Here is a 24,940-nt window from a genome sequence, read left to right on the forward strand (position 1 = left end):
AACTCATTTTGCTAACGCCCCCTTGGCTTGTGGTCCCTACAACGAGCGCCTGTGGGGGCAGCGAAAATGCTGAATAATCCATCGGACGACGTCATCGCGGAGAGCCAGCCGCTGTTCGGTCGCGGCATGCCGTGGCGGATTAGGCTGGGCGCGATCCAGTGGCTGATCCTGAGTGCGGCAGCGCTCGTGCTCGCGATCATGCTCGGCACCGGCTATTTCGCCATGCAATACCGCGAGCGGGCGCTGGAAGTCGCCGAGCGCGAACTCAACAACAGCGCGCTCTTGCTGTCGCGGCATTTCGACCAGCAACTGAACGATCTCCAGCATGTGCATGAAGACGTCGTATCCGGCATGCGGGCCGACGGGGTCGATACGTCGGATGAGTTCGAGCAGAGAATGTCGACCTTAAGTGCGCATGAGATGCTGCGCAGCAAGCTTTCGGCACTGCCCCATGTCGGCGCGCTGAACCTGTGGAACGTCAAGGGATGGCTGATCAATTCCTCCGAGATGTGGCCGGTCCCCGATCTCAGCATCGCGGACCGTCAGTACTTCAAGGAGTTCACGTCGGGAAAACCGAGCCCCGATGTGATCGTCGAGCCGGTCGTCAGCAAGGTGACGAGGAACTGGACCACGCTATTTGCGCGCAAGATCGTCGGCCGCAATGGCGAGATCATCGGATTTGCCAGCCGCGGCGTCGAACCTTCGCATTTCGAGGCCTTTGTCGGATCGCTGGAGCTCAACAGCGATACCGCGATCTCGATGATTCACCGCAACGGCACCATCATTGCCCGCTATCCGAAGGACGACAGCCTGATCGGCTTCAATGTCGCCGGAAGCGAAGCCTTTCGACGCGCGCTGGCGGTAGATGGCAATGCATCCGGGCGCTTCACCAGCGCGAGGCTGGCGGAAGACAAGGTCGGCGCGGTCAAGTCGCTCATGCACTTCCCGATCTTGATCGTGGCGACCACCCGAACGGAGGCTGCGTTGGCCGACTGGCGGGCGCAGACCAGGCTGCAATTTTTCGCGGCGGCGCTGGCGATCATCGTCGTGATCGGCATGGTCTTCCTGCTCGTGCGTCAGCTCCGCCGCCAGCATGCTAGCGCGCAGCGCAAGCTTTCGGAGAAGAGCCAGCATCTCGACACCGCCATCAACAACATGACGCAGGGCCTGCTGCTGTTCGATTCCTCCGGCCGTCTCGTGATCTGCAACCGGCGCTATATCGATATGTTCGGGCTCTCTCCGGAAGTTGTCAAACCCGGCTGTCATCTGCGCGACCTGATCCGGCACCGTCAGGAACGCGGCTCCTTTCTCGGCGACGTGGACGCCTATTGCGACCGCTTCCTCGATCCCAACGGCAGTCTGGTTCAGGACACCGTGACCTCGACGCCGGATGGGCGCACGATCCGGCTGATCTTCAAGCGCTCGGCGGACGGCGGCTGGGCCGCGACGCTGGAGGACGTTACCGAAGGGCGGCGCGATCAGGCCAGGATCGAACATCTCGCCCATTACGACGCGCTGACCAATCTGCCGAACCGGACCCTGTTCCAGCGCCATGCGGAGGGACTGCTGCTGGAAACCGAGGGACGCGAGTTCGCGATCCTCTATATCGACATCGACGAGTTCAAACGCATCAATGACACGCTGGGACATCTAATCGGCGACGAGTTCCTGAAAGGTGTGGCGGAGCGGTTGCGCCAGTCGGTCGGCGCTGAGGATTTCATCGCCCGCCTCGGCGGGGACGAATTCGCTATCCTTCAGCACGGCATCAAGTGCGCCGAGGATGTTCACGCGCTGGTCGCGCGGATCTATCAGGCGCTGCGTACCCCGTTCGACTGCCATGGCCATCAGCTTTCGAGCGATGCGAGCATCGGCATCGCGATTGCCCCGCGCGACGGCTCGGACCTTTTCGATCTCCTGAAGAACGCCGATCTCGCGATGTATGCGGCGAAGGCCGCCGGCCGCAGGACCTATCGCTTCTTCGATCCGGAGATGGAGCAGCAGGCCAATCATCGCCGCGAACTGGAGGCAGACTTGCGCGAGGCGCTGGTGCAGGGCGGGTTCGAACTGCACTATCAGCCGCAGGTCGATCTGCGCAGCGATTGCGTCACCGGCTGCGAGGCGCTATTGCGCTGGCGGCATCCGGTGCGCGGCATGATCTCGCCCGCCGACTTCGTGCCGGTCGCCGAGGAGACGGGCCTGATCGAGGAGATCGGGCAATGGGTGTTGCGCACCGCCTGTGCCGAAGCCGCAGCCTGGCCGGCTCATGTCCGAATCGCCGTCAACGTCTCGCCGATCCAGTTCCGGTCGGAAACGCTGTCGGTGAAAGTCGCCGCTGTCCTTGCCGAGACCGGACTCGACCCGCGCCGGCTGGAGTTGGAGATCACGGAGGCCGTTCTGATCGCGGACGATGACGCGGCGCTTGCGACGCTGAATCAGCTCCGCGCGCTCGGCATTCACATCGCGCTCGACGATTTCGGCACCGGCTATTCCTCGCTGCAATACCTGCAGCGCTTCCCGTTCGACAAGATCAAGATCGACCGCTCCTTCGTCAAGGAAGTGACGCGCAATGCCTCGTCGGCCTCGATCATCCGTGCGGTGGTCAGCATCGCTGCCGACCGCAACATGATCACGACTGCCGAAGGCGTCGAGACGTTGCAGCAGCGCGAGACCGTACAGAGTCTCGGATGCACGCAGATGCAGGGCTATCTGTTCAGCGCCGCGCGCCCCGCGCAGGAAATCCGCACGCTCTTGGCATCGGCGGAGGCCGGCGTCGACGCCGCGGCGTGAGCTTTCCTAGCGGCGCGCCTCGGAAATCGCCTTCCTGAGAATTCGCGACAGCAGTTCCACCGAATAGGGTTTCTGGATCAGCTCGAAGCCGCGGTGGGCGCTTTCCGCCAGCACGTTGCTGTAGCCGCTGGTCAGGACCACGGGCAGGCCGGGATAGCGTTCGCGCACGATGCCGGCGAGCTCGACGCCGTTCATCCCGGGCATGATGACGTCGGAAAATACCAGGTCGGCGGAAAACTCGTCCTCGGCCAGGATTGCGAGCGCGGCGTCCGCGCTGGCGACGCGGCGTACGGTGTAGCCGAGATCTTCCAACAGTTCGGTGGAGAACTGGCCGACGTCGTCATTGTCCTCGACCACGAGCACGCGGTAGCCGCGGCCGCGGGCAGCGGGCTCGCTGGCGGTCGCGGCGGCTTCGCTGGTATCGGCCGGCACCGCGGCCTGCGGCAGGTAGATCGTAAACGTCGCGCCCCGGCCGGGCTCACTTGCAACTGCGATATCGCCGTCGGATTGCTTGGCAAAACCGAACGCCTGGCTCAGCCCGAGGCCGGTGCCCTTGCCGACTTCCTTGGTGGTGAAGAACGGCTCGAAGATCGTCTCGAGCAGGGCAGGTGCTATGCCACAGCCGGTGTCGGTCACGGTGATGGCGACGAAGTCGCCGCTGCGGGCGGGCTGGGCACGCAGCGGTGGAATCGCATTCACCTTGCAGACCTGAATGATCAGCCGCCCCTCGCTGTCCATGGCATCTCGGCTGTTGACGGCAAGATTCATCAGCGCGGTTTCGAATTGCGCGACGTCGGCGATTGCGAAGCAATTGAGATCGGCGATTTCGACGTCGATCCTGATCCGGGCACCGACGAGGGGACGGATCAATTGCGCGACGGACTCGACCTGGGTGCCGACGTTGAACACCTGCGGCTTGAGCGGCTGCCTGCGGGCGAACGCCAGCAATTGTCCGGTCAGCTTGGAGGCGCGCTCGACGGTCTCGGCGATCGCGTCGATGTAGCGCCGGCGCCGCTCCTCCGGCAACTCGCGGCGGCGCAGGAAATCGGTCGCGGAGCGGATGATGGTCAGCAGATTGTTGAAATCGTGCGCCACGCCGCCGGTCAACTGTCCGACCGCTTCCATTTTCTGCGACTGGCGCAGCGCTTCTTCGCCCTGGCGGCGCTCGGTGACGTCGATGGCCTCCGGCACGGCGCCGATGACGGTGCCGTGCCGGTCGTGCAGCGGGCGCATCGCGAAATCGAAATAGCGGTCGCCGATCGGCAGGTGCAGCAGCATTTCAATCTTGACCTCTTCGCCCTGCATGACCGTGATGAACGCGTCGCGGACGGCGTCACGCATGCCGGAGGTCGCGGCAAACCATGGCGTTTCCCAGAACGGCTGGCCGACCACCGCGCCGGCGTCGGCGCGGATGCCGGCCAACGCCGTGCTGTTGGCATAGAGAACCTCGCCGCTTTGGTTGAGCAACGCCTGATATTGATGGCTGGTCTCGAAGATCGCCCGCATCTGGGCTTCGCTGGATTCGAGCTGCGCCGTCCGCTCGGCGATCCGCAGTTCGAGAATTTCGTTCAGTCGGCGCAGATCGTGCTCGGCCTGCTTGGCCGAGGTGACGTCGTGGGCAACGCCGATGAAGCCGATGTGCTTGCCGGTCGGATCCCAGCGCGGCTGGGATTCCGAGCGTAGCCACCGCCATTCGCCGTCGGCGCGCTGGTAGCGCGCCTCCAGCACGAACGGCTTGAGCGATGCTTCGCCTGCGACGGATTCCTGGACAACGCGCGCCGCGTCGTCCGGATGCAGCCTTTTCCGCCAGTCGAACACGATAGCTTCCTCGAACGGCAGTCCGAGGAAATCGACATAGGCCTGGTTGGCGAAGGAACGCGTGCGATCGAGCTTGGTGACCCAGATCGGCACCGGCGCGCTGTTGGCGATCAGGCGGAAGCGCTCCTCGCTTTCGCGTAAAGTTGCCTGCGCCAGCATCTGGTCGGTGACGTCGCAATCGGCGCCGACGAGGCGCAGCGCGCGGCCGTCGGCCTCGCGCTCGATCTTGGCGACGACGCGGATCCAGCGGACTGCGCCGTCGTTCGGCCGCACGATGCGGTATTCGGCCGAATAGTCCTCGCTCTGGCTCTTCAATACGCCGAACAGGTGCTGGACCGTTTGCTCGCGATCCTCGGGATGGATTCGACTGACCCATTCCTCGTAGGTCTCGTTGGCCGCCTCGGGCGGCAGCCCGTGAACGAGAAGATATTCGGGGGAGCGGCGGTTCTTGACGCCGTCACGGAAATCGATCTCGAGACCGCCGACGCCGGCGATGCGCTGGATCCGCGCCAACTCCGCTTCGCGCTCCTGCAAGGCACGATGGGCTCTGTCGCGCTCATCAGCGATTTCCTGCAGATCTTGCCGCAAGCGCTCGGCTGCCGCGACTTCAGGCAGGATGTTCGTAGTGTCGGAAGGGGTCATGCGTGCCGGCAACCTCTGGCGGCACTTTCACACAACAGCCGGCGCGTTTGCCAGCCTCATTTGCCCTTGGTGGTTGACCGGCAGTTATAGGCCCTGCGGAACCCGGCGGCCTGCGCGTCTTCCTCGGAACAAAACCAGCGATCCGGCTTGGTCAGGCCCGGATAGGAGCGGCATGCCTGCAGATGGTAGATGCCGAGGTTCCCGGTGACGCGCGCGCGCACCGCGTACTTGCCCTTGATGTTGCAATTCGCTGGCATCACGAGATCCTCGGGGAACAGCGCCTCGCGGATTTCGCGATCGCGATCGGCGCGGCACGCGGCGCCGAGCAGGGGCGCGTCTATCTTCCCGGCGCGGAACTCGCGCGGCGCGACGAAGCAGCCTTTCCAGAGTCCCTGGCGGTCGTCCTTGGCGCGGGCTTCGTCCACCTGGAAGCGACCGCTGGCGGAGACTTCGACATTCAGGGCAAAGCCGTTGCGGACAAGGAGCTGGCTCAAACTGGTCGTGTCACCTTCGATCTTGCATACGCCGATGCGCCGTTTCTTGAACGAGGGATCGGGACCCAAGTCATCGCAGCGAACCTGTTTGCCGCCGATCAGCTTGGTCAGTTGATCGCGCGCCTCAATCCCGCAGGTCCAGCTATCGGCATTCTGATCGATGCAGAGTTGATCAACGGTGGGCGCATCGATGCCGTCGAGCCGGTACGTAATGTTGCCGAGCTGAAGCGTGCTGCCATCTCGAACGGTGGCCGTTGCGGCCGAACTCTGGCTAGCCGGAAGGACGGTCGACAGCAACGCTGCAACCAGGAAAATTCGTAACTGCATCTGATTCATTTCAAATCAATTCCACACCCGCGAGCGCCTTCTAGCATAAGCTGACGTGCTTGAACCAAGATGCCGGCGCTAGTGGCGCAAGCAAAACAGGTTGGGGAAAGCCGGGAGGCTGTTGCGACCAGACGACAGAGCCCATTGACTTCACGAGAACAAAAGATGAACATAGGTCATCTCGCTTAACACGGAATATTGCCATGTCGTCCTCTTCACAGCCGAAGTCCGAAGAGAACGACGAGCTGGAAGCCGCTGTAGATCAGGCGATTTCTGCCTGTGGTGGGGATATGAGGGCGACGATCCGCGCGTTGATCGTGGCTAACGAATATCTGGAATCCGAGGTCGGCGAGCTGATGAAAGCGGTATCTCATGCCTATGCGCGGGCCGCTTCAACGCCTATTCCGGCTGAATTACCGCCGGCTGGCACCGCGAAGCCGGTACGAGACCGTTGCCTCCATCGATTTTTGCTGTACGACGGGTGTGTTACCCGCGTCCCGCATGTCTCATTGCGGGGGAGGATCCCGCCTAAAGCTCAAGCAAGAAGAACATGTTCAAGAGAATTCTGATCGCAAATCGCGGCGAGATCGCCTGCCGGATCATCAAGACTGCGCGCCGAATGGCGATCGAGACGGTCGCGGTGTATTCCGAGGCCGACCGCGATGCGCTCCACGTCGAAATGGCGGATAAGGCCGTGCTGATCGGCCCGCCGGCGGCGGCCGAGAGCTATCTGTTGATCGACCGGATTATCGATGCTTGCCGCAAGACCGGCGCAGAGGCAGTGCATCCCGGTTATGGCTTTCTTTCAGAGCGCGAGGCGTTTCCGCGCGAGCTCGCCAAGGCGGGTATCGTCTTCATCGGCCCCAATCCCGCCGCCATTGCCGCAATGGGCGACAAGATCGAATCCAAGAAGGCCGCCGCGAAGGCAAAAGTCTCGACCGTGCCGGGACATCTCGGTGTGATCGAGGACGAAAAGCACGCGGTGAAGATCGCCGACGAGATCGGCTATCCCGTGATGATCAAGGCCTCTGCCGGCGGCGGCGGCAAGGGCATGCGGATCGCGCATTCGAAGAAGGAAGTCGCCGAGGGCTTCAACCTCGCCAAGGCGGAAGCGAAATCCTCGTTCGGCGACGACCGCGTCTTCATCGAAAAGTTCATCGTCGATCCCCGCCACATCGAAATACAGGTGCTCGGCGACAAGCATGGCAATGTGATCCATCTTGGCGAGCGCGAATGCTCGATCCAGCGCCGTAACCAGAAGGTCATCGAGGAAGCGCCGTCGCCGCTGCTCGATGAAACCACCCGCCGCAAGATGGGTGAGCAGGCGGTGGCACTGGCGAAGGCGGTGCATTACGATTCGGCCGGAACCGTCGAATTCGTCGCCGGCCAGGACAAGAGCTTTTACTTCCTGGAGATGAACACCCGTCTGCAGGTCGAGCATCCCGTCACGGAACTGGTCACGGGCATCGACCTGGTCGAGCAGATGATCAGGGTCGCGGCCGGCGAGAAGCTTTCCATCGCTCAGAAGGACGTCACGCTGACCGGCTGGGCCGTGGAATCGCGCGTTTATGCCGAGGATCCGTTCCGCAACTTTCTGCCGTCGATCGGCCGGCTGGTGAAATACCGGCCGCCGGCGGAAGCGAGCCAGGACGGCGTTACCATCCGCAACGACACTGGTGTGCAGGAGGGCGGCGAGATCTCGATCCATTACGATCCGATGATTGCCAAGCTCGTGACGCACGCGCCGTCACGAGCCGCCGCCATCGAGGCGCAGGCCACGGCGCTCGACGCGTTCTACGTCGACGGCATCAGGCACAACATTCCGTTCCTGTCAGCGTTGATGAACCATCCGCGCTGGCGCGAAGGCAAGTTTTCCACCGGCTTCATATCAGAGGAATTTCCAAAAGGGTTTTCGGCGCGTCCGCCGGAAGGCGAGATCGCGCGGCGGCTGGCCGCCGTGGGTGCCGCGATCGATCACGTGCTCGGCGAGCGCAAGCGCCAGATTTCCGGTCAGTTGACCGGCCGCCTGGTGCAGCGTGAACGCCGCCGCGCGGTGTGGCTCGACCGCGACGAAATCGCGCTGGACGTGGCACGCGAAGCCGACGGCATCGCGGTGCGTTTCATCGGCGCCGACGGTCTGCCCGGCAATCCGCACAACCTGATCTCGGCCTGGACGCCGGGCGAGCCGGTCTGGCACGGCACGATCGACGGCCACTTGGTCGCGATGCAGGTGCGCGCCATCCCGAACGGCTTCCGCCTCGCGCATCAGGGCGTTGAAGTTGCAGTCAACGTTTTCACTGAAAGCGAGGCTGCCGCCGCGCGGCTGATGCCGGTGAACTCGGCGGCCGACACCGGCAAGAAGCTGCTGTGCCCGATGCCGGGGCTCGTGGTGTCGATTGCGGTCGCCGAAGGGCAGGAGGTCAAGTCCGGCGAGACATTGGCCGTGGTCGAGGCGATGAAGATGCAGAACGTGCTGCGCGCCGAACGCGACGGCACCGTGAAGAAGATCCATGCCGCGGCCGGCGCCACACTGGCGGTGGACGCGCTGATTTTGGAGTTTGCGTAGACGCAACCTCCGTCATCGCGAGGAGCGTCAGCGTAGAACTGAGGGCACCATGGCTTTCCGTCAGCGCCGAGAGAGATTGCGTTCCATCCTCGCCGGCCCCGCCTGCGTCCGGCCAGGATCAGTCTATGACGCGACCTCGATCCGCATTGCCGAAGACCTCGGTTTCGAGCTCGGCATGTTTGGCGGCTCGGTGGCCTCGCTGGCCGTTCTCGGCGATCCCGATATTGCGCTGATCACATTAACGGAGCTGGCCGAGCAGATGCGGCGGATGTCGCGCGCTTCGACACTGCCGGTATTGGTCGATGCCGACCACGGCTATGGCAATGCGCTCAATGTTCGCCGTACCGTGCATGAACTCGAGGCCGCCGGCGCCGCTGGCCTCACGATCGAGGATACGCTCTTGCCGCAGGCGTTCGGGCAGGCCGGAACGCAATTGATTCCGTTGGAGGAAGGCGTCGGCAAGATGAAGGCCGCGCTCGATGGCCGCAGCGATCCCTCGCTGGTCATCATGGGCCGCACCGGCGCCGTGTCCGTCACCGGCCTTGACGACGCGATCGCGCGGGCGAGAGCGTATGAGGCCACCGGCGTCGATGCGCTGTTCTTCACGGGCATCAAGAGCCGGGGCGAACTGGAAACGATTTCCGCCGCGACGACATTGCCGATCGTGCTCGGTGGTGCGCCCGAGGACATGACGGCGCTGGATTATCTCGCCGGTCAGCGCGTGCGGATCGCGCTGCAGGGCCACGCGCCATTCGCCGCCGCAACGCAGGCCGTGTACCAGACGCTGAAGGCGTTGCGTGAGGGAACCTCGCCGAAAAATTTGAACGGCCTTGCAACTGCCGAGTTGACCAGCCGGGCCATGCGCGATGCCGAAGTAAAGGCGCGCGCCGGCGCATTTCTCGGGTTGAAGAATAAATGAGCGATGCAATTCGTCATGTCACGATAAGCGGCCGGGTGCAGGGCGTCGGCTATCGCGCCTGGGTCGACGACACAGCACGGGCGCGCGATCTCGAAGGCTGGGTACGTAACCGCAGGGACGGCCGTGTCGAGGCGGTATTCGCAGGTCCTGCGGAGCCGGTGACCGCAATGATCTCGGCTTGCCGGCGAGGGCCGTCGTCGGCGCAGGTCGAGGCGGTACAGGACGATGCCGGCAATCCCGAGATGCTGAAGCTGCGGCGGGCAGGGGAGCGGTTCTCGGTGCTGCCGACGATATAGCGTCCGTGACATGGCCGAAACACCCACGAGGTGACCGAAGCCGCAGCAGCCTGGACGCGATTGGAGACGGATCCATCATTCCCCGATCTTCTGGATCGGAGTCCTGATGTGCCTAACCGCGATCACGATCTACATGCTGTCTGATAGTCTTTCGTGGCGGCTCAGCGCGCGGTAGGACCCGGCAGACGCTGGGCTGTGCGCTAAAATTCGAGGATGATGCGCCCGCCCCTCGCTACTGCCGGCTTTGCTCCCGAGAGCGAACATCAGTTAGAGGCGTTACCACGTCTGCGAAGGGGCAGAAGCGGCCATGGCACATAGCCAACTTCTTGCATTCGATAAGTCTCAAACAACCAGACGATTTCAGAGCCAAGGGAGACTTCACGTCAGGTCGGCCAGCTCGCCTCCAGGATGCGAGTAGCACCGGCACACCCCTTGATTTTGCGCGATCTCCGTGGTAACTACGCTTCATGATCAAGACGTCGTGCGCATCGTGGACCCGTAAAAACGTGACCCGCTCTCGCTGGGCCGTGGAAGGAGTCGTGCGCTAGGAATTTGACGACGCGATCTTTTCACCAGGCCCCGCCGGCATCGGACGGGGCCTTTTGTTTGGTCACGCTCCCTGCTGGCACAACAGCAGGAGCATCCGATGTCACCCCAACAGACGAACCTTACATCCGAGACCGGGCGCGATGCCGCAGGGCTCCGCCTCGACCTCGCCATCGCTTTGGTGAAAGACGCCTCGGGCAATGCTTTGGCCGAGGCGTGCCCCGATGCCTCCATCGCAGCGCTGAGAGACGCTTCCTCGGAAAAGGACGCGGCTGGACCACCAGTCGCATCGACGCGGAGCGTCTTGAGTTTGCTCCAGGGATATTGGCGTGCGTTCAGAAAACGGCGCCAAACCGAGAGTTTGTACGACCTGAATGACAGAGAGCTGATGGATATCGGCCTGACACCCAGTGACATCGACCACGTCGTCGCTCGCCGAGCTATTGAAAGGCTCAGAGATGGCACGACGTATCTATGGCTGTCTCGTGGTGTGATGTAACTGATGGTACGTCATCGCCACTTCTGCACGTTTAGTGGCAGTCCGTCGGGCGGATCAGCGAAGCGTGATCCGCCACTTTTTCTACAATCGTCGTGATGGCGGATTACGCCAACGCCGATCGGCCATCGAGCTGCGATCGCGACCAACACCACTTGCCGGTGGTGCGATCTTTCTCGTCCGCTAAGGGGGCAATAGCGGAAATCGGCCCGCTTGATCAGTGCGTCCGCTCTACCCTCGATAGTGTTGCAAAAGTCGAAAGTTGCAGCGGTCCAAATTTTTGGCGAAAACCTGAGGCGCAAAGAGATCGATGATTCGCATAGCCTGAGTCGCGCTACCGAAGTCGCCCATGAATTTGGCGCAAGGCGATGAGGTCCCTCAGATCATTACACGAAGAACGCGCCAGCGGCCCTCAGAACTTTTAACATCTCCTGCAAAACGACTGTTGCAACACAATCCCCTCAAAGGCAGACATGAAGCGGAATGGGCGGCATGTCGGCGAAGGGCCAGAAGGAGATATTCCGATCGGATAATTCCCATTCTGCTCGATCAGGACTTCCCCTTGAGTTTAAAGGATCCGAAGAATTTATCTTTCTTTTCCGCCACCACATCGCGATACGCATTGGGGTATTCAATCGTAAGTGTGTAGAGCGTACCTTTCATCCTGATGTAGCGGAAATGCGCAGCCGTTGCCGAGTTGGCGACTGAGAAGGACAGATTATCGACGTCATCCTTGGTATTGCGGCTTACATCAGACACTTTGTTAGCGGGATCGGATGAGAAAGATTTGGGGATCGCCGCGAGATCGACAGGCGTCCTTGCGGTTACCGGCAGTTCAACCGCCGTAAACTTGATTCCCTCAGAACTCCTGCCGCCGACGACATGGCTCACTTCTCCCGTGCCCGGGTCGCGAGTCGTGAAATCATTGAAGGGAATTGGCAGAAGGATCGAGAACGAGCCCTTGGTCGAAATAGCCGGATACCACCCCGCGCCATCGTCTACGTTAACGCCGACACGATGCATTTCAAGTTTCGGTTCTGCAGTGGCGGATGTAGAGACTATGAGCGCCAGCGAAAGGACACTCGCGAGCAGCCGCAGAATGGAGATGGGCATGGATGGTCTCCTACCGTTGCTGCCCCGACCAACCGACATTCGCTAACCGGTTTGCGCGTTTGTCTGAGATCAATTCGTCAATCTCCGCACCATCCGCAGCACAATAGACAACGACGTCACGACATTGCCTAGGATGTCCTTTTGACAAGTTGGCGACACGACAGTCCGGCCTCTATTTCTGTCCAGAAGCCGCAATGCGTTGGAGAGTTTGCATGCGCCCCGTGGTGTGTCGCATGGAGTAGCAGCACAATCGTGATCGCCGCCAATGCAACGGAAGCGACAAAGATACGTATCATTGTGTGCGTAATTCCCAGTAAGAGCTATCGCCAAAGACAACGAAGCCCCCTGAGAGATCATCTCCGGGGGCTTTTTGGATCGTTGAGACTGGGTACATCCGCCAATCCCAACGATACTCGCTCTCGCAATCTCGCCACCTGATCATGTAAAGTATGTGGCAGCGGTGCGTCACCAGCGCGATCTTATTCCGTCAGAAAGCTGCGAGCGACGGCTCGCGTTTGTGCCAATCGGCGCGCCGACGACGTTCACCGGGCGTGCTCTTGTCGATCCCAATGTTGCCGAACACCGTGACCGGGGTCGTCAAGAAGACCGGAGACGTAAGTTTAGCAGCGTAGTGGATGCAGTGCGCTGCGTTCTTGATGTTCAGCGCCGCTGGGGCTTAAACACGCGGTGCCGAGCCTCGGGCATTGTCCTAATCAGTACACTCGCGAAGGCAAATTAGGGCACGCTCCGACGCGACCGTCACGAGGCGCGCGCCAACCTTGGCGCTCATGGCCCGCGTGCACTAACCGACCAGACCGAATCAAGATCGTGGATCTGATTGGCGACGTCCGTGCCTCCAATAGCGTTCGCGCCCATAAAGAAACGCCAGCAGCCAAAGAAGGCTACCCATGGCGAGCCAGAGCAGTCCGGTGACAGCATCCTGACTGAACTCCAGCTTCTCGAAAGCCGGCCACATCCACCAGCCGCCCCGGATCAGGAGCGCGAGCCATACGAGCATCAACATATGCCAAAGGACGAATCTCACCATCGCCTGATCGCGAACCGCAAGTACCGATTCTCCCGTCGCTCCGTCACGCTGCAAACCGCTTCATGATGTCAGCCCAAGAGTAGTACGCCCAATAGCCGACGGACAGGAGGCCCGTGACGAAGCTGAACCAGAGGATAATGGCGTTCAGCGTACTGACCCTAAACTCCGGCGGCAGACGACGGTTATTGATCATCATGATCTGCAGCGAACCGATCGAGCGGTAGACCACAGCCGCCACAGCCACCATTAGCCACATGAAGAACGGCTGTTGCTGTAGGATCAGATAGAAGCCTGCCAAGACCGCGACGGTTACCACAATGAAGTACCACACGCGGTAAGGAATCTTGTCTTCTAGATTGGTGGTCACAGCGATCGCATCGGTCGTGGTGCGGCCGACGAAGGTGTCATAAAACGGGAACTGGGCGTCGTAAAGCGTGACCATGATGACGATCAGCATTAATGCCCCAGCGGCCGGACCGAGAACGCCCTGTGCCACGATCGCCATCTGCAGCGGCACCTCCACGCCGGTCGGCACCTTGCCGGTATTCAGGAACTCGTTGTGGAGGTAGGCATAGCCGGCGACAGAGTAGAGATAGGTCATGATCAAGCCACCGATGATCGCCCACCATACGACAAGGCTCAAGCCGCCCAGCCGGACCCACTGCTTCATCTTGGCGACTTCCTGCGGGTCGTTGCTGTTCCAGCGTATCTCTTCGGCAGTAATCCGCTCGGGCGGTCTCAGGAGGCCCGTGACCTGACCCGCGTAGCGGCCCATGCCCCATCCTGCCGCGACGACCCAAAAGCTGACCCACATCAGGCTGCCGCCGGGCTGATTGTAGAGCGCAACGATATCGAGCGGCGTAACACTCTTAGTCCATTCCGGCGAAAAGAATAGAAGCCCCAAATAGGCCTGCAGAATCGTAATGTAGTCGGCGGCTTTGGCGGCAATGACAGTGATCGCCAGGACCAGGGCGATATTCAGAAACATGATGACCTTGAAGAACCATTCGAGAAACGCGTAGGTGCGGTTAGAAAAGTAGAAGACAACGAGAACCAGCACGAGGGCCAGCACGGCCCAGATGTATTGCGGCGGCAACGCCTGGCCAAAAAGGGTCCAGCCCTGAGGCGTGGAAATGCCGGTGAACCTTTGCGCAGCGACGACCGCGCCTCCCATCCACGCCGGCCACGCCCACGTCAGCACCGCGGCGATCGCCCAGAACCACGGCCAGAAGCCACGTGGTGCCAGCTCGTTGGTGCCGGCGAAGAACGACCGACCAGTGCAGCAGCTGTATTTGATGCACTCATATACCAGCGCCGTCTCGACGATGACGGAGATTACCAGCAACCAGTACCAACCGAGCGCCCCGCGTGCGGCCACGTTGGGCAGCAGGTAAGCCTCACCCCCACCGATCGAGATGCCGAAGTTGATGGCTTGGGGTCCCACTGCGGCAATGATGCCGCCAATCGTCAAAGGTAGCGGGTCTGGAACATTCTGAAGAGCGCGCGGACCGCTGGTCTCACCGCTAGCTGCTGCAACTTCGGCCATGTTCGCCCCCTTAGGTCCCTCGAAACGGGTGGGCACACGTCCAAATCTTGGGGAGGGTGCTCCCCAGACAGGCAGGTGTCAAGGCACGCGCAATGGGTATTGCCTCTTCCATCGGTTGTTTGCCCTCACGCAGTTCATCAGTTTCTAAGCAACGCGGACTAGCGGCGCACCGGGCTCGGCAATCCGAAAGGTGGGACGCGGTGGACAACAGGGCAACGGTTTCGGGCCTCTCCTGAGGCGCGTCGTCTTGAGCGCGAGCGCCTGAGATGGCTCCTGCCGCTCGGCCGTGTCGAGCTGGCGAAGATATCGCGCAAGGCTCCCTTCAAGCTGCGCCCGACACCTTGCGCAAAAAATGTGAGCTGCTTGAGAATCTCTATATTGTTGGTGGCGGAATGGCGCGCGAAAGAGCCGTGCGACAGCGGTCATTACGACCCTCCATGCGTTTAGCCCGCCCATTTATAGCGCTGGGGCTCCGCATAGATGTGCGCTGGCTCACCAGTCGGCTCGACAAGACTTAACATTGCTACAGGAAATTTCGCCCTAATGCGTCCGTTCGCCCGGCGCGAACTCGCCGTCGTGCTGGATGGAGGCGCTGTCGACATATTGCACGTCGACCGAGGAATACACGATGCTGCGGTTGCGGCCGAGGCGCTTTGCCTCGTAGAGGGCGGTGTCGGCTTCTCCCACCAGCGCGGCCTCGTCGACTGTCGAACGGGTTTTTGCCGCAACGCCTGCGCTGATGGTGATGTAGCCGCGGCTCGAGCCCGTGTTCGGAATGCCGAGCGCCCGAACCGTCAGCCGGATGGCTTCGGCAACCTTCATTGCATCGTCTTCCGAGCTGTTCGGCAGCACGACGGCGAATTCCTCGCCGCCATAGCGCGCGGACAGGCCTGACGTGTTGTTGGTCGCATTGCCGATGGCTTTTGCAACCGCCTGCAGGCAACGGTCGCCGGCCTGATGCCCATAGGTGTCGTTGTAGCCTCGTGCATCGAGCGCGACGACCTGATCCGCCTGATCGCCCATGTGATCGCGTGCCCCGAGATCTCAGGACCGGTCAACGCGACGGCGCCGATCCCGGTCACCAATCTAACATTCACCGAAGAGCTTGGCCGACGCCTGCGCCGGCCTGCGATGTTCCGCATCCCCTGCGGGCTGTTGCGCCGTGTCGGCGCCGATTTCGCCAATGAATTGCTGCTGGGCGGCCAGCGCGTGTTGCCGAACAAGGCGCTCCGCAACGGTTTTGTATTCCGGCATGAAATGCTGCGCAGCGCCTTCGAGGCGATCTTGTGAGGAGGATAGTGACCCACCAGCCAGCCGTCACCGCGGTAGTTTCGCGATCGCCTGGCTGAGTTCGTGAATTTCGTAGGGCTTGCGCAGAATCGGAAAGTCGCCGCGCACGTTCCGCGCGGAATCGCTATAGCCGCTGGTCAGGAGGATCGGCAGTCCGGGTCTGACGGCCTTCAAGTGGCGCGCCAGACCGAGGCCGTCCATTTTGCCGGGCATCACGATGTCGGAGAAGACGAGGTCTATCCTGTCGAGTTCGATTTCGCGCAACGCGGCTTCGGCGCTCGCCACCCTGCGCACGGTGTAGCCGAGCTGTTCGAGCAGACCGGTGCTGACGGCTGCAACGTCCGGATTATCCTCCACCAGCAGCACGGTGCCGCTTCCGCCGGTTTCGACCGCGTCGACATCCTCCGCCGCGTCAGCGGCCTCCTTTCGCGGCAGCAGGATTGTGATCTTCGTGCCCTTGCCGAGTTCGCTCGCCACCTTGACCGTTCCGCCGGCCTGATGGGCGAAGCCGTGAACCTGCGATAGTCCGAGACCCGTGCCCTTGCCGATCGGCTTGGTGGTGAAGAAGGGATCGAAGATTTTGCCGAGCACATCGGGCGCGATGCCGGTGCCGGTATCCTCCACCGAGATCGCGACATATTCTGTATCGGCCTCGCCTGGCGCCTCGTTGCGCGCCGATATCGTGATGACGCCGCCGCCGGGCATGGCGTCGCGCGCGTTGATGACGAGGTTGACCAACGCCGTCTCGAACTCGGTGACGTCGACCATCACCGGCCAGACGCCCGGGTCCATGTCGAGTTGCAAGCTCACCACGTTGCCGACGCCGCTGTCGAGCACCTCGCGCATCGCATCGATCCGTTCGGCGACGTCGACGACCTGCGGATTGACGCTCTGCCGACGCGCGAATGTCAGCAACTGGCTGGTGAGGGAGGCGCCGCGTTTGGTCGCTCCTTCGATCGCCGATAGCGCCCGCAGGCACCTGGGATCGTGGCCCACCGCTTTCTTCAACGTGTGAAGACTGCCGCTGACGATCATGAGCAGATTATTGAAGTCGTGCGCCACGCCGCCGGTCAGTTGGCCGAGCGCATCGAACTTCTGCGATTCCGCGAGCTGCTGGTGCATCCGTTCGAGCTTGAGCTGGGCTTCGCGGCGCTCGGTAATGTCCCGGGTGATTTTAGCGAAGCCGACGAGCTCGCCGTCTTCGTAAATGGGATCGATGACAACGCTGGCCCAGAAGAACGTGCCGTCCTTGCGAACGCGCCAGCCATCCTCCTCGTAGCGCCCCTGTTCCCGAGCAATGCGCAAGGCGCGAAGCGGCTTGCCATTCGCGCGGTCGACTTCGGTATAAAAACAGGAAAAATGCTGTCCGATGATTTCGGCGGGCGCGTAACCCTTGATCCGCTGGCCGCCTATATTCCAACTCGTGATGATTCCGGCTGGATCCAGCATGTAAAGCGCATAGTCGGAAACGCCTTCGACCAAGAGTCGGAAATTGCGTTGGCTTTCGAATAGATCCCTTTGCTGTTGCTGATCTTTTTTCGACATCCGACCTGCCCATTTAACTGGCGCAAACGCTTGTCCTGTCGATTGGTTCCACGGTCGGTGGGCTTTTTAACGAAATGGTGGGTTACCGCGCGGCGGCCACGCTTCTGAACGTCGCCGCCAGCGTCCGCAGCGCCGCGAGCTTGGCTGGGTCGCTGACCTTCGAGTGCAGCATCACCTTTGAGGAAGCGAGCCGCGGCAGTCCTTCGGCCGGCCCGATATCGACCAGGCCCGGTGGCGCAATCCGGTGGGCCAGTGGCGCTACCGCGAGGCCGGCCAATGCCGCGGCGGCCACGGCGGTGACGCCGCCGCCGACAAAGCTCTCGCTCCAGGCGATGCCGGCCTTGTCGAGGGCACGGACGGCGAGCGCGCGTACGCCGCAGGGCGGCGCCAGCACCGCCAGCGGCAGCGTTTCGCCGCTGCGCCAGGTGAGACTTTTGGCGGCAAACCAGCCGAAGCCGTCTTCAGTGAGCTTCTCGCCGCCGCGGCGGCTGCCTTCCTGGCGGACCACCACGGCATCGAATTCGCCGGCATCATAGGCGTCGAGCATCTGGCGCGAGAAGCCGATGGTCACGGAAAGCGCCAGTTGCGGCGACACCGCGTGCAGCCGTTCGAGCAGCGGCACCAGTTCGGGGCCTGCGGCGTGATCGGAGATCCCGAGCGACAATTGCGGACGCGTGGGCTTATCGTCCGACAGCGCACGGTCATGCGCCTCGATCAGCGCGCGGGCGTGGGACAGGAATGCCGCGCCCTCGGCGGTCAGCGCGACGGTGCGCGGCGAGCGCTCGACCAGCCGCCGGCCCACCACGCTCTCCAGCCGTTGCAGCTTCATGCTGACGGCGGCCTGCGTCGTGCCAAGCGCTTCGGCGGCGCGGGTAAAGCCTTGTAGTTCGGCGACCAGCAGGAACGCCCGCACCGTATCGATATCGAGCGTGCTCACGGCATCATCAACATATCTTATCATTGATATGAATGAAGATAAGATACCAAAATGACGGCTGCGGGTCTAGCTAGAGCGAAGCGCAATGCCAGCGCGCCAACTCAAGGAGAACGACCATGCCGCTCATCACCGTCACCTATTCCAGCGTGCGCAAGGCGCCGTCGCTGAAGGCCGAGATCGCGTCCGCTGTCAGCGATCTCACCGCGCGAATCCTGCGCAAGGATCCGAAGGTCACTGCTGTCATCGTGAAATCGGTCGATGCCGCCGACTGGTTCGCCGGCGGCAAGTCGCTCGCCGAGCAGAGCCTCGCCAGTTTCTGGCTCGACGTTCACGTCAGCGAGGGCACCAACACCAAGGACGAGAAGGCGGCTTATCTCGCCGCGCTATTCCAGCGCATGGGCGAACTGCTCGGGCCGTTGCACGAGGAGAGCTACGCCCATGTCGATGAAGTGAAGGGCGATGCCTACGGCTTTGGCGGCCTCACCCAGGAGCGCCGCTACATCGCCGGCCTGCTCGAAGTCGCGCCGCGGAAGGCTGCGGCGTAAAAGATCGCCTGACGAGCGGACGGCGCGCGCGGCGCCGTCCGCTCGGCTGCTGCTAGCGGGCGGACGTAGGGCTGGTTGCCAGCGGCGTGTGGTGGTCGCCGTATGCAAGCCCGCGTCCGAGTGACCAGTCCACCGGCGTATTCTCGGAGAGCGCGATCATGATGTCGTCTGCGGAAAATCCGGCGCCGACGGCCCGATCCGCGATCCGCCGAAACAGGTTCTTCTTCTGATCGACCGTGCGCCCTGCGAGAAACAAAATCTCGATGATCGACGCATCCGGTGTGCGCGCGACATCCGGGAACGTCGGGTCAATGAACATCATTTCGCGCGCGTAGCTCGAAACGAGCTGAAACCGCTCCTCGGGCGGCACGCCGCAGGTCTCGACGAGATCCTCATGCACGGCGTCGGCGAGAGCGCAAATTCTGGCCGGTGCAAGATGGACCGGAACGGCGATACGGGCGAGGGGCATGGGAAGATCTCCAAGTTGCTGGGGACTCCGTCCTATTCATGCTAAGAGGGGAGATAAACTCTCGATTTTGCGAAACACTGATACTGAAAAATCATGAATATGATGCACCCGATGTCAGACCTCGCGGTCTTCGTCCGAACGGTCGATCTTGGGAGTTTTGCGGCCGTGGGCGCCGAAACCGAGCTGACCGCCTCGGGTGTCTCCCGGATCGTGACGAGACTGGAGCGCCGCATCGGGGCCAAGCTGCTGCATCGGACGACGCGGCGGCTGGTGCTGACGCAGGAGGGCGAAACGTTCCTGGTTCACGCGAGAAGTATCCTGTCTGCGGTCGAGGCAGCCGAAGCCGATGTCGCCTCGGTTCATGGACGTCCGCGGGGCCATCTGCGGATCAACAGCGGCACCGCTTTCGCAAGACACCGGCTTGCGCGACTGCTGCCGCAGTTCATGGACCAGTTTCCCGAAATCGCGGTCGAGCTTTCGGTGAGCGATCACCGCATCGATCCGATCGCCGACCAGGTGGACGTCACGATTCGGGTCGGCCCGCTTGGCGATAGCGGGCTGATCGCGGTTCGCCTCGGCGAAGTCAGGCGCGTCATCGCCGGCAGCCCGGGGTATCTGGAGCGCTATGGCATCCCCGAACAAGCCGCCGATCTCGCCCGGCACAATTGCCTGCAGCTCAGCGGCTTCTCGCGGCTCGCGTAATGGCCGATGTTCGATCAAGGCAAACGGATGGTGCCGGTGAAAGGATCGATCCGCTCTGATAGCGCCGATTTCCTGCTCGACCTTGCGCTCGGCGGCGCAGGTCTCGTCCGGTTTGGCGACTTTCTGGGGGAGGCGGCCGTGAAGGACGGCAGGCTGGTGCCGGTGCTGTCGCACTGCCATGATTCCGATCCGCAACCGCTCACGGCCCTGATCCTGCCGGGGCGGCAAACCATCCCGCGGGTCCGGGCTTTCGTTGAGTTCCTTAAAGCAAACATTTGACGGCTGTTGGACAGCCGCTTCCGCGCGCACCCGCGGCTCTTCGCTTCACACGATCAGCACATCCAGCACGGCCGCGGTTGCTGCGACAAGCGCGAGCGCAATCACGGTGGCTCGCCAAAGGAGTTGTTGCCGCGCCGCGCGGCGATCGTGGAAGGCCAGCCAGTCCCGAACGAATCCGGCGGGAATGTTCATCGTGACGCTAAGCCTGGTCGGATGATGCAGTTCGTGATCTGCGAACATGGCACGCACGTTCGCCACGCCCAGTCGGTCAAGTGCGCAATTCCATTCCCAGGCGTGCGTGCTGTTGGTCCATCGGTTCTCGAAGGGAAGCCTGTGCGACATCATCGCGCCTCCGCTGTTCACCGCCTGCCTCTGATATGTGGCCGCACTCGCCGTGGCGGAAGATCTCAAGAGAGAGCCGCGATAGAAGCGGTACCGATCGACAGTTTCAGGCCGTTGCCGCAGGCAGGTCTGCCATGGTCGTTCCGAACACTTCCTGGAACGCCCGCCGGAGCGCGATGTCGACATCTTCCATCGCCACGGGCAGGCCGAGATCCACGAGTGAGGTCACCCCGTAACGCGGATCGGCAACGCCGCAGGGGACGATAGCGGAAAAATGCGAAAGCTCCGGCTCGACATTGATGGCGATGCCGTGGAACGACACCCAGCGCCGCAACCGCACGCCGATCGCGGCGATCTTGTCCTCGTGGCCGACACCCTTGTCCGGCCGCCTGACCCAGACGCCGACACGATCCTCGCGGCGCTCGCCGCGCACGTTGAAAGCATCCAGCGTGCGGATGATCCATTCTTCGAGGCCGGCAACATAGGCGCGCACGTCCGGCCGCCGCCGCTTGAGGTCGAGCATCACATAGGCCACCCGCTGGCCGGGACCATGATAGGTGAGCTGTCCGCCGCGGCCGGTAGTAAACAACGGGAAGCGCGGCTCGAGCAGGTCGTCCTGCCTGCCGCTGGTGCCAGAGGTATAGAGCGGGGGGTGCTCCAGGAGCCAGACCAGTTCGGTCGCCTTCCGCTCGGCAATCTCGGCCGCACGGGCCTCCATTGCAGCCACGGCCTCGGGATAGGGTACCGGTTCCGCCGAAATCCGCCATTCGACCCCGCCGCCGCCTTGAGCTTGCGCGAAGGTCGTCAAATCAAGGCTTTGGCGGTCATTAACCATTGGCTAACCATAACGTGTTCAGGTGGGAACCACACCAATTTAGTCCCCTTTGGCGGTTCAGAAGTGGCCACCCTCGATAAAGTCAGCGTCGATCTCATGGTGGTGCTCGGCACCACGACCATGCCCATCCACCAGGTGATGCGGCTTTCCCGCGGCGCCATCATCGAACTGGACGCCACCGAGGCGGACGAGGTCAAGATCCTCGCCAATAACTTGCCCATTGCCTCCGGCGTGGTGCTGGTCGATCGCAACCGCATCGCGGTCGAAGTCAAGCAAATGCTGCCGAAATCCCCTGATGTCAGGTAGTTATCGGGGCGCAAAACTTCCTTGTCCCTCCATCCCTGATTTGTTACATCGCAGCCGTTGATCCGGCGGGCTGCAATCCTTCCAGCCGGTATCCCAAGCGCTCGTGGCGGAATTGGTAGACGCGCTGCCTTGAGGTGGCAGTGAGTAACATCGTGGGGGTTCGAGTCCCTCCGAGCGCACCAAATGCAATAAGCCGTTGATACGAAGAATATTTTCGCGATCCTTCTACTTCCACATTGTTACTGCAGCCAGCGTCAGTTTTTTTGTTCCGCGTAATCTTCCAGTTTTGTCTCGCGCGTCCTGGTCCACCGCCGTGCTCTTGCGGCCGTCTCATCCTTATTTGAACCAACGCCCCGCGAAACCACCATTCTGCTCATGAGAGGGTGGTGGCGTAGCACAGCGTAGAAATCGGCGGGCTCGTACTCGTTCGGGAGCGCTACGCAGTCTGCCGAGCTGCGCTTCTAGGTTGCATGATGATGATGTGGCACGATGGTGGAAAGCGTTCTACTATCGGGTCGAATCCGCTTTGGCTGAGGCTCCGGTTCCAGCACACACAACCCGTCTAAGCGCCCGGAAAGGCGCCGATTTTGCTGGCGTTTCGAGATCCTCCGGAGAGCTGAGAATCGCTCCCTCTCCGCCATTTCAACTGAAACTATTCGACCGATAGATCAGATTATGGAAGACATCGAGTTTAACAAATATAAATCTGAAATACGGTCAACAATACGAAAAGTACTTTCGCAATCAGAACCTGGACGTCTGGATGAGGCCGCGTTTCCTGCGTACTCACATCCCAATCCGCTCATCAACTGGCTTTTCTGGCAGCGACTCCGGAAGACTACGGAATACCTTGAGCCGCACGCACCATACCAGCGTGTGCTCGATTTCGGATGCGGATCTGGCGTCCTTCTACCGTTTCTTGCGAAGATTTCCTCTCACGTTACCGCTGCCGATCTTGATCTGACGCCGTTTGAGCGCATGAAAGCACAGATGGCATTTCACGCGAACATCGAAACGCTCGACCTCAAGACCGCAACGCTGCGTGGATTGCCCACCGCATCGTACGATGTCATCACCGCACTCGACGTACTCGAGCACGTCGAGGATCTCAAGGGTACGCTCAATGATCTCTTGCGATTACTCAAGCAAGGCGGCCGGCTCGTCATATCAGGTCCTACGGAGAATATCTTTTATAAGCTCGGTCGTCGCATGGCTGGAAAAGAATATTCCGGCGACTATCACGAGCGGGGTATTGCCGAAATCAAACGAGAGCTCGCCAATCGCGGCGCGATCGACCAGATTGCCGTTCTCTACCGTCCTATTCCGCTTTTTGATCTCTTTGCTGCGGTTCGCTAACTAGCGACATAGCACCCGACGTCGCTGATCGACTTCAGCGCAGTTCCCCCACACAGTTCGGATGCGGAAAGGGGGAGGCAATTGTGGATGACCCCCAAGGCGCCTCCTCTTCAAAGGCACCCTTGAGCTCGAAGCGCACCTTATTTCGCGATTTGTCCAGCCCCACGTTGTTACCCAAGCGAATACGCTGGCATCGCCCCGACTTGCGTGATCGCTGCTAACTGCGCCAGGCGCGAGCCGTGGCGGCGACGACAGCCAGCGTCGCCTCTGCGCCGTTGGCTTCGCCCTTCTCGAAATCTCCCTCCGTTTGCGCCATGGCGTTGGTCACATGGGCGAAGCAGACCACCGAATGACCACTCGTCGTACTGAAGGCGTACAGAGCTGCGGCTTCCATTTCGACGGCCAGCGCGCCCAACTGGCGCGCCCGTGCGATCGCCGACTCGGTTTCGCGATAGGGAGCATCCGTCGTCCATGTCGCGCCCCGATGTAGCGCGATGCTTGGCAGGGCGCGTCCCGCCTGTTCCACGCGAGTGAGAAGCGGCGCATGGGGCGCTTCGGCGAACGTGGAGCCCGGCAGATAGTGATAGCTCGTCCCTTCGTCGCGGAGCGCGCGATCGATGAGCACGAAGTACGGCGTGGGTCCGATCGGAGTAATCTGGCCAGCGGACGTCACGCTGATGAGCAGCCGGCAACCGGAGGCGAAAAGCTGCTCGGCGACCAGCACGGCAAAGGGTGCGCCGACGGCGCAGCCGACGATGCCAACTTCGCCGATACCGGCGATATCGAAGGCGAGAAGTTCGGTGTGATAGCAGGCCCATCCTTCATGGATGCGGCCCGTACCCGTCCGTTTGAGGTGGCGGACGACATCGCCATCCGGATCGAGCACGCAGATTTCGGGGACGGCGATAAATGGCAACTGCCTCTGCCTGCGCGCCTCCCTCAAGAGGGCTTCTGGTCGGAACACTGAAGGCGCCCTGTGGTCCTTGCCGTCAACGATCGGCCAAGCGCTGTCCACGCGATCAATTTTCTTGTCCATGACGCACCAGGATCAGCTTGGCTCAGGCGAGAGATTCGACCGGTAGACCCGCGGCCTTCCACTCGGGGTAGCCATCTTCGAGCCGGCGGACGCGGTAGCCGCGGGTTCTGAGCGCTGCCACGGCTTCAAACGAAAGGACGCAATAGGGTCCCCGGCAGTAGGCAATCACCTCTCGGCTTTTGGGAAGTTCACCCAAGCGTCGTTCCAGTTCGGCGAGAGGAATATTGAGGGCCCCCGGAAGATGGCCCAGCGCGAACTCGTCTTCAGGTCTCACATCGAGCACTGTGACCAGATCGTCGCGCAATCTGGCGACTAGGTCATCGCGGGATACTGGTTCGAGCGCATCTCGCGCCTGAAAATAATCAGTCACGACTCGGCCGATCTCGGCAACATTTCGCTCTCCGACACGGCCCAGAGCTTTGATCAGTGCGACCACTTCGGTATCACCAGCCAAGCGATAGAGAATGTATTTGCCGCGACGCTCGGTTTCGACGAGGCGTGCCCGCCTAAGGATCTGCAGGTGGCGCGAGGTATTTGCAAACGTCAGATGCGCCCGATCGGATAGCTCCTCGACGGTCCGCACGCCTTGGCCGAGGTGCTCCAAGAGTTCAAGCCGGTGAGAGTGACCCAGCGCCTGCGCCACTTCGGCGAGGTTCTCGTAGATCGCCTGTTTCGGTCCGGTGCTTGACACGGCTGCTCC

The 24,940-nt window shown here is 61.8% G+C and carries 20 protein-coding genes, 1 tRNA gene and 3 pseudogenes; 12 read left to right on the forward strand and 12 right to left on the reverse strand.

The genetic code is table 11. The features are described from left to right. The first annotated feature begins 126 nt into the window (after window positions 1-126). On the forward strand, window positions 127-2,787 hold the full coding sequence (locus KJQ96_RS09365; protein WP_213286568.1) for an EAL domain-containing protein: 2,661 nt from the start codon (window positions 127-129) through the stop codon (window positions 2,785-2,787). A gap of 6 nt (window positions 2,788-2,793) precedes the next feature. Here the strand turns inward: KJQ96_RS09365 and KJQ96_RS09370 are convergent, their stop codons facing one another. Next, a complete protein-coding gene (locus KJQ96_RS09370; RefSeq protein ID WP_375293152.1) occupies window positions 2,794-5,247 on the reverse strand; it encodes a PAS domain-containing protein in 2,454 nt (817 codons plus the stop codon). Window positions 5,248-5,303: 56 nt separating this feature from the next. Beyond that, window positions 5,304-6,077 (reverse strand): thermonuclease family protein, encoded by a 774-nt coding sequence (locus tag KJQ96_RS09375; protein ID WP_375293153.1) that lies wholly within the window; start codon window positions 6,075-6,077, stop codon window positions 5,304-5,306. 194 nt (window positions 6,078-6,271) lie between these two features. Between KJQ96_RS09375 and KJQ96_RS09380 the strand changes: the two are divergent. The 5 genes and pseudogenes from KJQ96_RS09380 to KJQ96_RS09400 all read left to right on the forward strand — a co-directional run bounded on the left by KJQ96_RS09380 (window position 6,272) and on the right by KJQ96_RS09400 (window position 10,894). Continuing rightward, window positions 6,272-6,480 (forward strand): annotated as a pseudogene (locus tag KJQ96_RS09380) (hypothetical protein). A 138-nt stretch (window positions 6,481-6,618) separates the two neighbouring features. Beyond that, window positions 6,619-8,634: an acetyl/propionyl/methylcrotonyl-CoA carboxylase subunit alpha gene (locus tag KJQ96_RS09385; protein ID WP_213286367.1), complete on the forward strand. Its 2,016-nt coding sequence runs from the start codon at window positions 6,619-6,621 to the stop codon at window positions 8,632-8,634. Between the two features lie 49 nt (window positions 8,635-8,683). Next, on the forward strand, window positions 8,684-9,553 hold the full coding sequence (locus tag KJQ96_RS09390) for an oxaloacetate decarboxylase (protein ID WP_213286368.1): 870 nt from the start codon (window positions 8,684-8,686) through the stop codon (window positions 9,551-9,553). Further along, a complete protein-coding gene (locus tag KJQ96_RS09395) occupies window positions 9,550-9,849 on the forward strand; it encodes an acylphosphatase (RefSeq protein WP_213286369.1) in 300 nt (99 codons plus the stop codon). Before KJQ96_RS09390 ends, KJQ96_RS09395 begins: the two co-directional genes overlap by 4 nt. A 646-nt stretch (window positions 9,850-10,495) precedes the next feature. After that, entirely contained in the window at window positions 10,496-10,894 is a 399-nt protein-coding gene (locus KJQ96_RS09400; RefSeq protein ID WP_213286370.1) for a DUF1127 domain-containing protein, read from the forward strand. Window positions 10,895-11,440: 546 nt separating this feature from the next. Here KJQ96_RS09400 and KJQ96_RS09405 read toward each other — a convergent pair. The 3 genes from KJQ96_RS09405 to KJQ96_RS09415 all read right to left on the reverse strand — a co-directional run bounded on the left by KJQ96_RS09405 (window position 11,441) and on the right by KJQ96_RS09415 (window position 15,621). Further along, complete coding sequence (locus KJQ96_RS09405; RefSeq protein WP_213286371.1) at window positions 11,441-12,004, reverse strand: hypothetical protein; 564 nt, start codon at window positions 12,002-12,004, stop codon at window positions 11,441-11,443. A 1,091-nt stretch (window positions 12,005-13,095) separates the two neighbouring features. Continuing rightward, window positions 13,096-14,598, reverse strand: a complete 1,503-nt coding sequence (locus tag KJQ96_RS09410; protein WP_213286372.1) for an Nramp family divalent metal transporter — start codon at window positions 14,596-14,598, stop codon at window positions 13,096-13,098. Between the two features lie 540 nt (window positions 14,599-15,138). Continuing rightward, a complete protein-coding gene (locus KJQ96_RS09415) occupies window positions 15,139-15,621 on the reverse strand; it encodes a diguanylate cyclase (RefSeq protein ID WP_213286373.1) in 483 nt (160 codons plus the stop codon). On the opposite strand from KJQ96_RS09415, the pseudogene KJQ96_RS09420 reads away from it, so the two are divergent. Continuing rightward, a pseudogene (locus KJQ96_RS09420) lies at window positions 15,580-15,888 on the forward strand (DUF1731 domain-containing protein); the annotation flags it as partial. The gene KJQ96_RS09415 and the pseudogene KJQ96_RS09420 sit on opposite strands and share 42 nt — an antisense overlap. Before the next feature lie 27 nt (window positions 15,889-15,915). On the opposite strand, the gene KJQ96_RS09425 reads toward KJQ96_RS09420, so the two are convergent. Next, complete coding sequence (locus KJQ96_RS09425; RefSeq protein WP_213286374.1) at window positions 15,916-17,433, reverse strand: PAS domain-containing sensor histidine kinase; 1,518 nt, start codon at window positions 17,431-17,433, stop codon at window positions 15,916-15,918. An 82-nt stretch (window positions 17,434-17,515) separates the two neighbouring features. Continuing rightward, a complete protein-coding gene (locus tag KJQ96_RS09430) occupies window positions 17,516-18,370 on the reverse strand; it encodes a LysR family transcriptional regulator (RefSeq protein WP_309142388.1) in 855 nt (284 codons plus the stop codon). A gap of 116 nt (window positions 18,371-18,486) precedes the next feature. On the opposite strand from KJQ96_RS09430, the gene KJQ96_RS09435 reads away from it, so the two are divergent. Then, a complete protein-coding gene (locus KJQ96_RS09435; RefSeq protein ID WP_213286376.1) occupies window positions 18,487-18,915 on the forward strand; it encodes a 4-oxalocrotonate tautomerase family protein in 429 nt (142 codons plus the stop codon). Between the two features lie 52 nt (window positions 18,916-18,967). Here KJQ96_RS09435 and KJQ96_RS09440 read toward each other — a convergent pair whose 3' ends face one another. Then, window positions 18,968-19,384, reverse strand: a complete 417-nt coding sequence (locus tag KJQ96_RS09440; protein ID WP_213286377.1) for a tautomerase family protein — start codon at window positions 19,382-19,384, stop codon at window positions 18,968-18,970. A gap of 111 nt (window positions 19,385-19,495) precedes the next feature. Between KJQ96_RS09440 and KJQ96_RS09445 the strand changes: the two are divergent. Beyond that, window positions 19,496-20,365 (forward strand): annotated as a pseudogene (locus KJQ96_RS09445) (LysR family transcriptional regulator). Between the two features lie 45 nt (window positions 20,366-20,410). Here the strand turns inward: KJQ96_RS09445 and KJQ96_RS09455 are convergent. Both KJQ96_RS09455 and lipB read right to left on the reverse strand, forming a co-directional pair. Beyond that, window positions 20,411-20,710, reverse strand: a complete 300-nt coding sequence (locus KJQ96_RS09455) for a hypothetical protein (RefSeq protein ID WP_213286380.1) — start codon at window positions 20,708-20,710, stop codon at window positions 20,411-20,413. A gap of 103 nt (window positions 20,711-20,813) precedes the next feature. Then, the gene (gene lipB / locus KJQ96_RS09460; RefSeq protein ID WP_028345495.1) at window positions 20,814-21,542 is read right to left on the reverse strand and encodes a lipoyl(octanoyl) transferase LipB; all 729 of its coding nucleotides are present in this window, start codon (window positions 21,540-21,542) and stop codon (window positions 20,814-20,816) included. A 63-nt stretch (window positions 21,543-21,605) separates the two neighbouring features. On the opposite strand from lipB, the gene KJQ96_RS09465 reads away from it, so the two are divergent. The 3 genes from KJQ96_RS09465 to KJQ96_RS09475 all read left to right on the forward strand — a co-directional run bounded on the left by KJQ96_RS09465 (window position 21,606) and on the right by KJQ96_RS09475 (window position 23,204). After that, the gene (locus tag KJQ96_RS09465) at window positions 21,606-21,848 is read left to right on the forward strand and encodes a FliM/FliN family flagellar motor switch protein (protein ID WP_027583831.1); all 243 of its coding nucleotides are present in this window, start codon (window positions 21,606-21,608) and stop codon (window positions 21,846-21,848) included. A gap of 97 nt (window positions 21,849-21,945) precedes the next feature. Then, window positions 21,946-22,030: transfer RNA gene (locus tag KJQ96_RS09470), tRNA-Leu, on the forward strand. A 493-nt stretch (window positions 22,031-22,523) separates the two neighbouring features. Next, window positions 22,524-23,204: a bifunctional 2-polyprenyl-6-hydroxyphenol methylase/3-demethylubiquinol 3-O-methyltransferase UbiG gene (locus KJQ96_RS09475; RefSeq protein ID WP_213286381.1), complete on the forward strand. Its 681-nt coding sequence runs from the start codon at window positions 22,524-22,526 to the stop codon at window positions 23,202-23,204. A 217-nt stretch (window positions 23,205-23,421) separates the two neighbouring features. Here KJQ96_RS09475 and KJQ96_RS09480 read toward each other — a convergent pair whose 3' ends face one another. Both KJQ96_RS09480 and KJQ96_RS09485 read right to left on the reverse strand, forming a co-directional pair. Further along, window positions 23,422-24,240 (reverse strand): nucleoside phosphorylase, encoded by an 819-nt coding sequence (locus tag KJQ96_RS09480; protein WP_213286382.1) that lies wholly within the window; start codon window positions 24,238-24,240, stop codon window positions 23,422-23,424. 22 nt (window positions 24,241-24,262) lie between these two features. After that, the gene (locus KJQ96_RS09485) at window positions 24,263-24,931 is read right to left on the reverse strand and encodes a metalloregulator ArsR/SmtB family transcription factor (protein ID WP_213286383.1); all 669 of its coding nucleotides are present in this window, start codon (window positions 24,929-24,931) and stop codon (window positions 24,263-24,265) included. Between the last annotated feature and the right edge of the window lie 9 nt (window positions 24,932-24,940).

It is taken from the genome of Bradyrhizobium sp. sGM-13 (assembly GCF_018398875.1).
Taxonomy (GTDB): domain Bacteria; phylum Pseudomonadota; class Alphaproteobacteria; order Rhizobiales; family Xanthobacteraceae; genus Bradyrhizobium.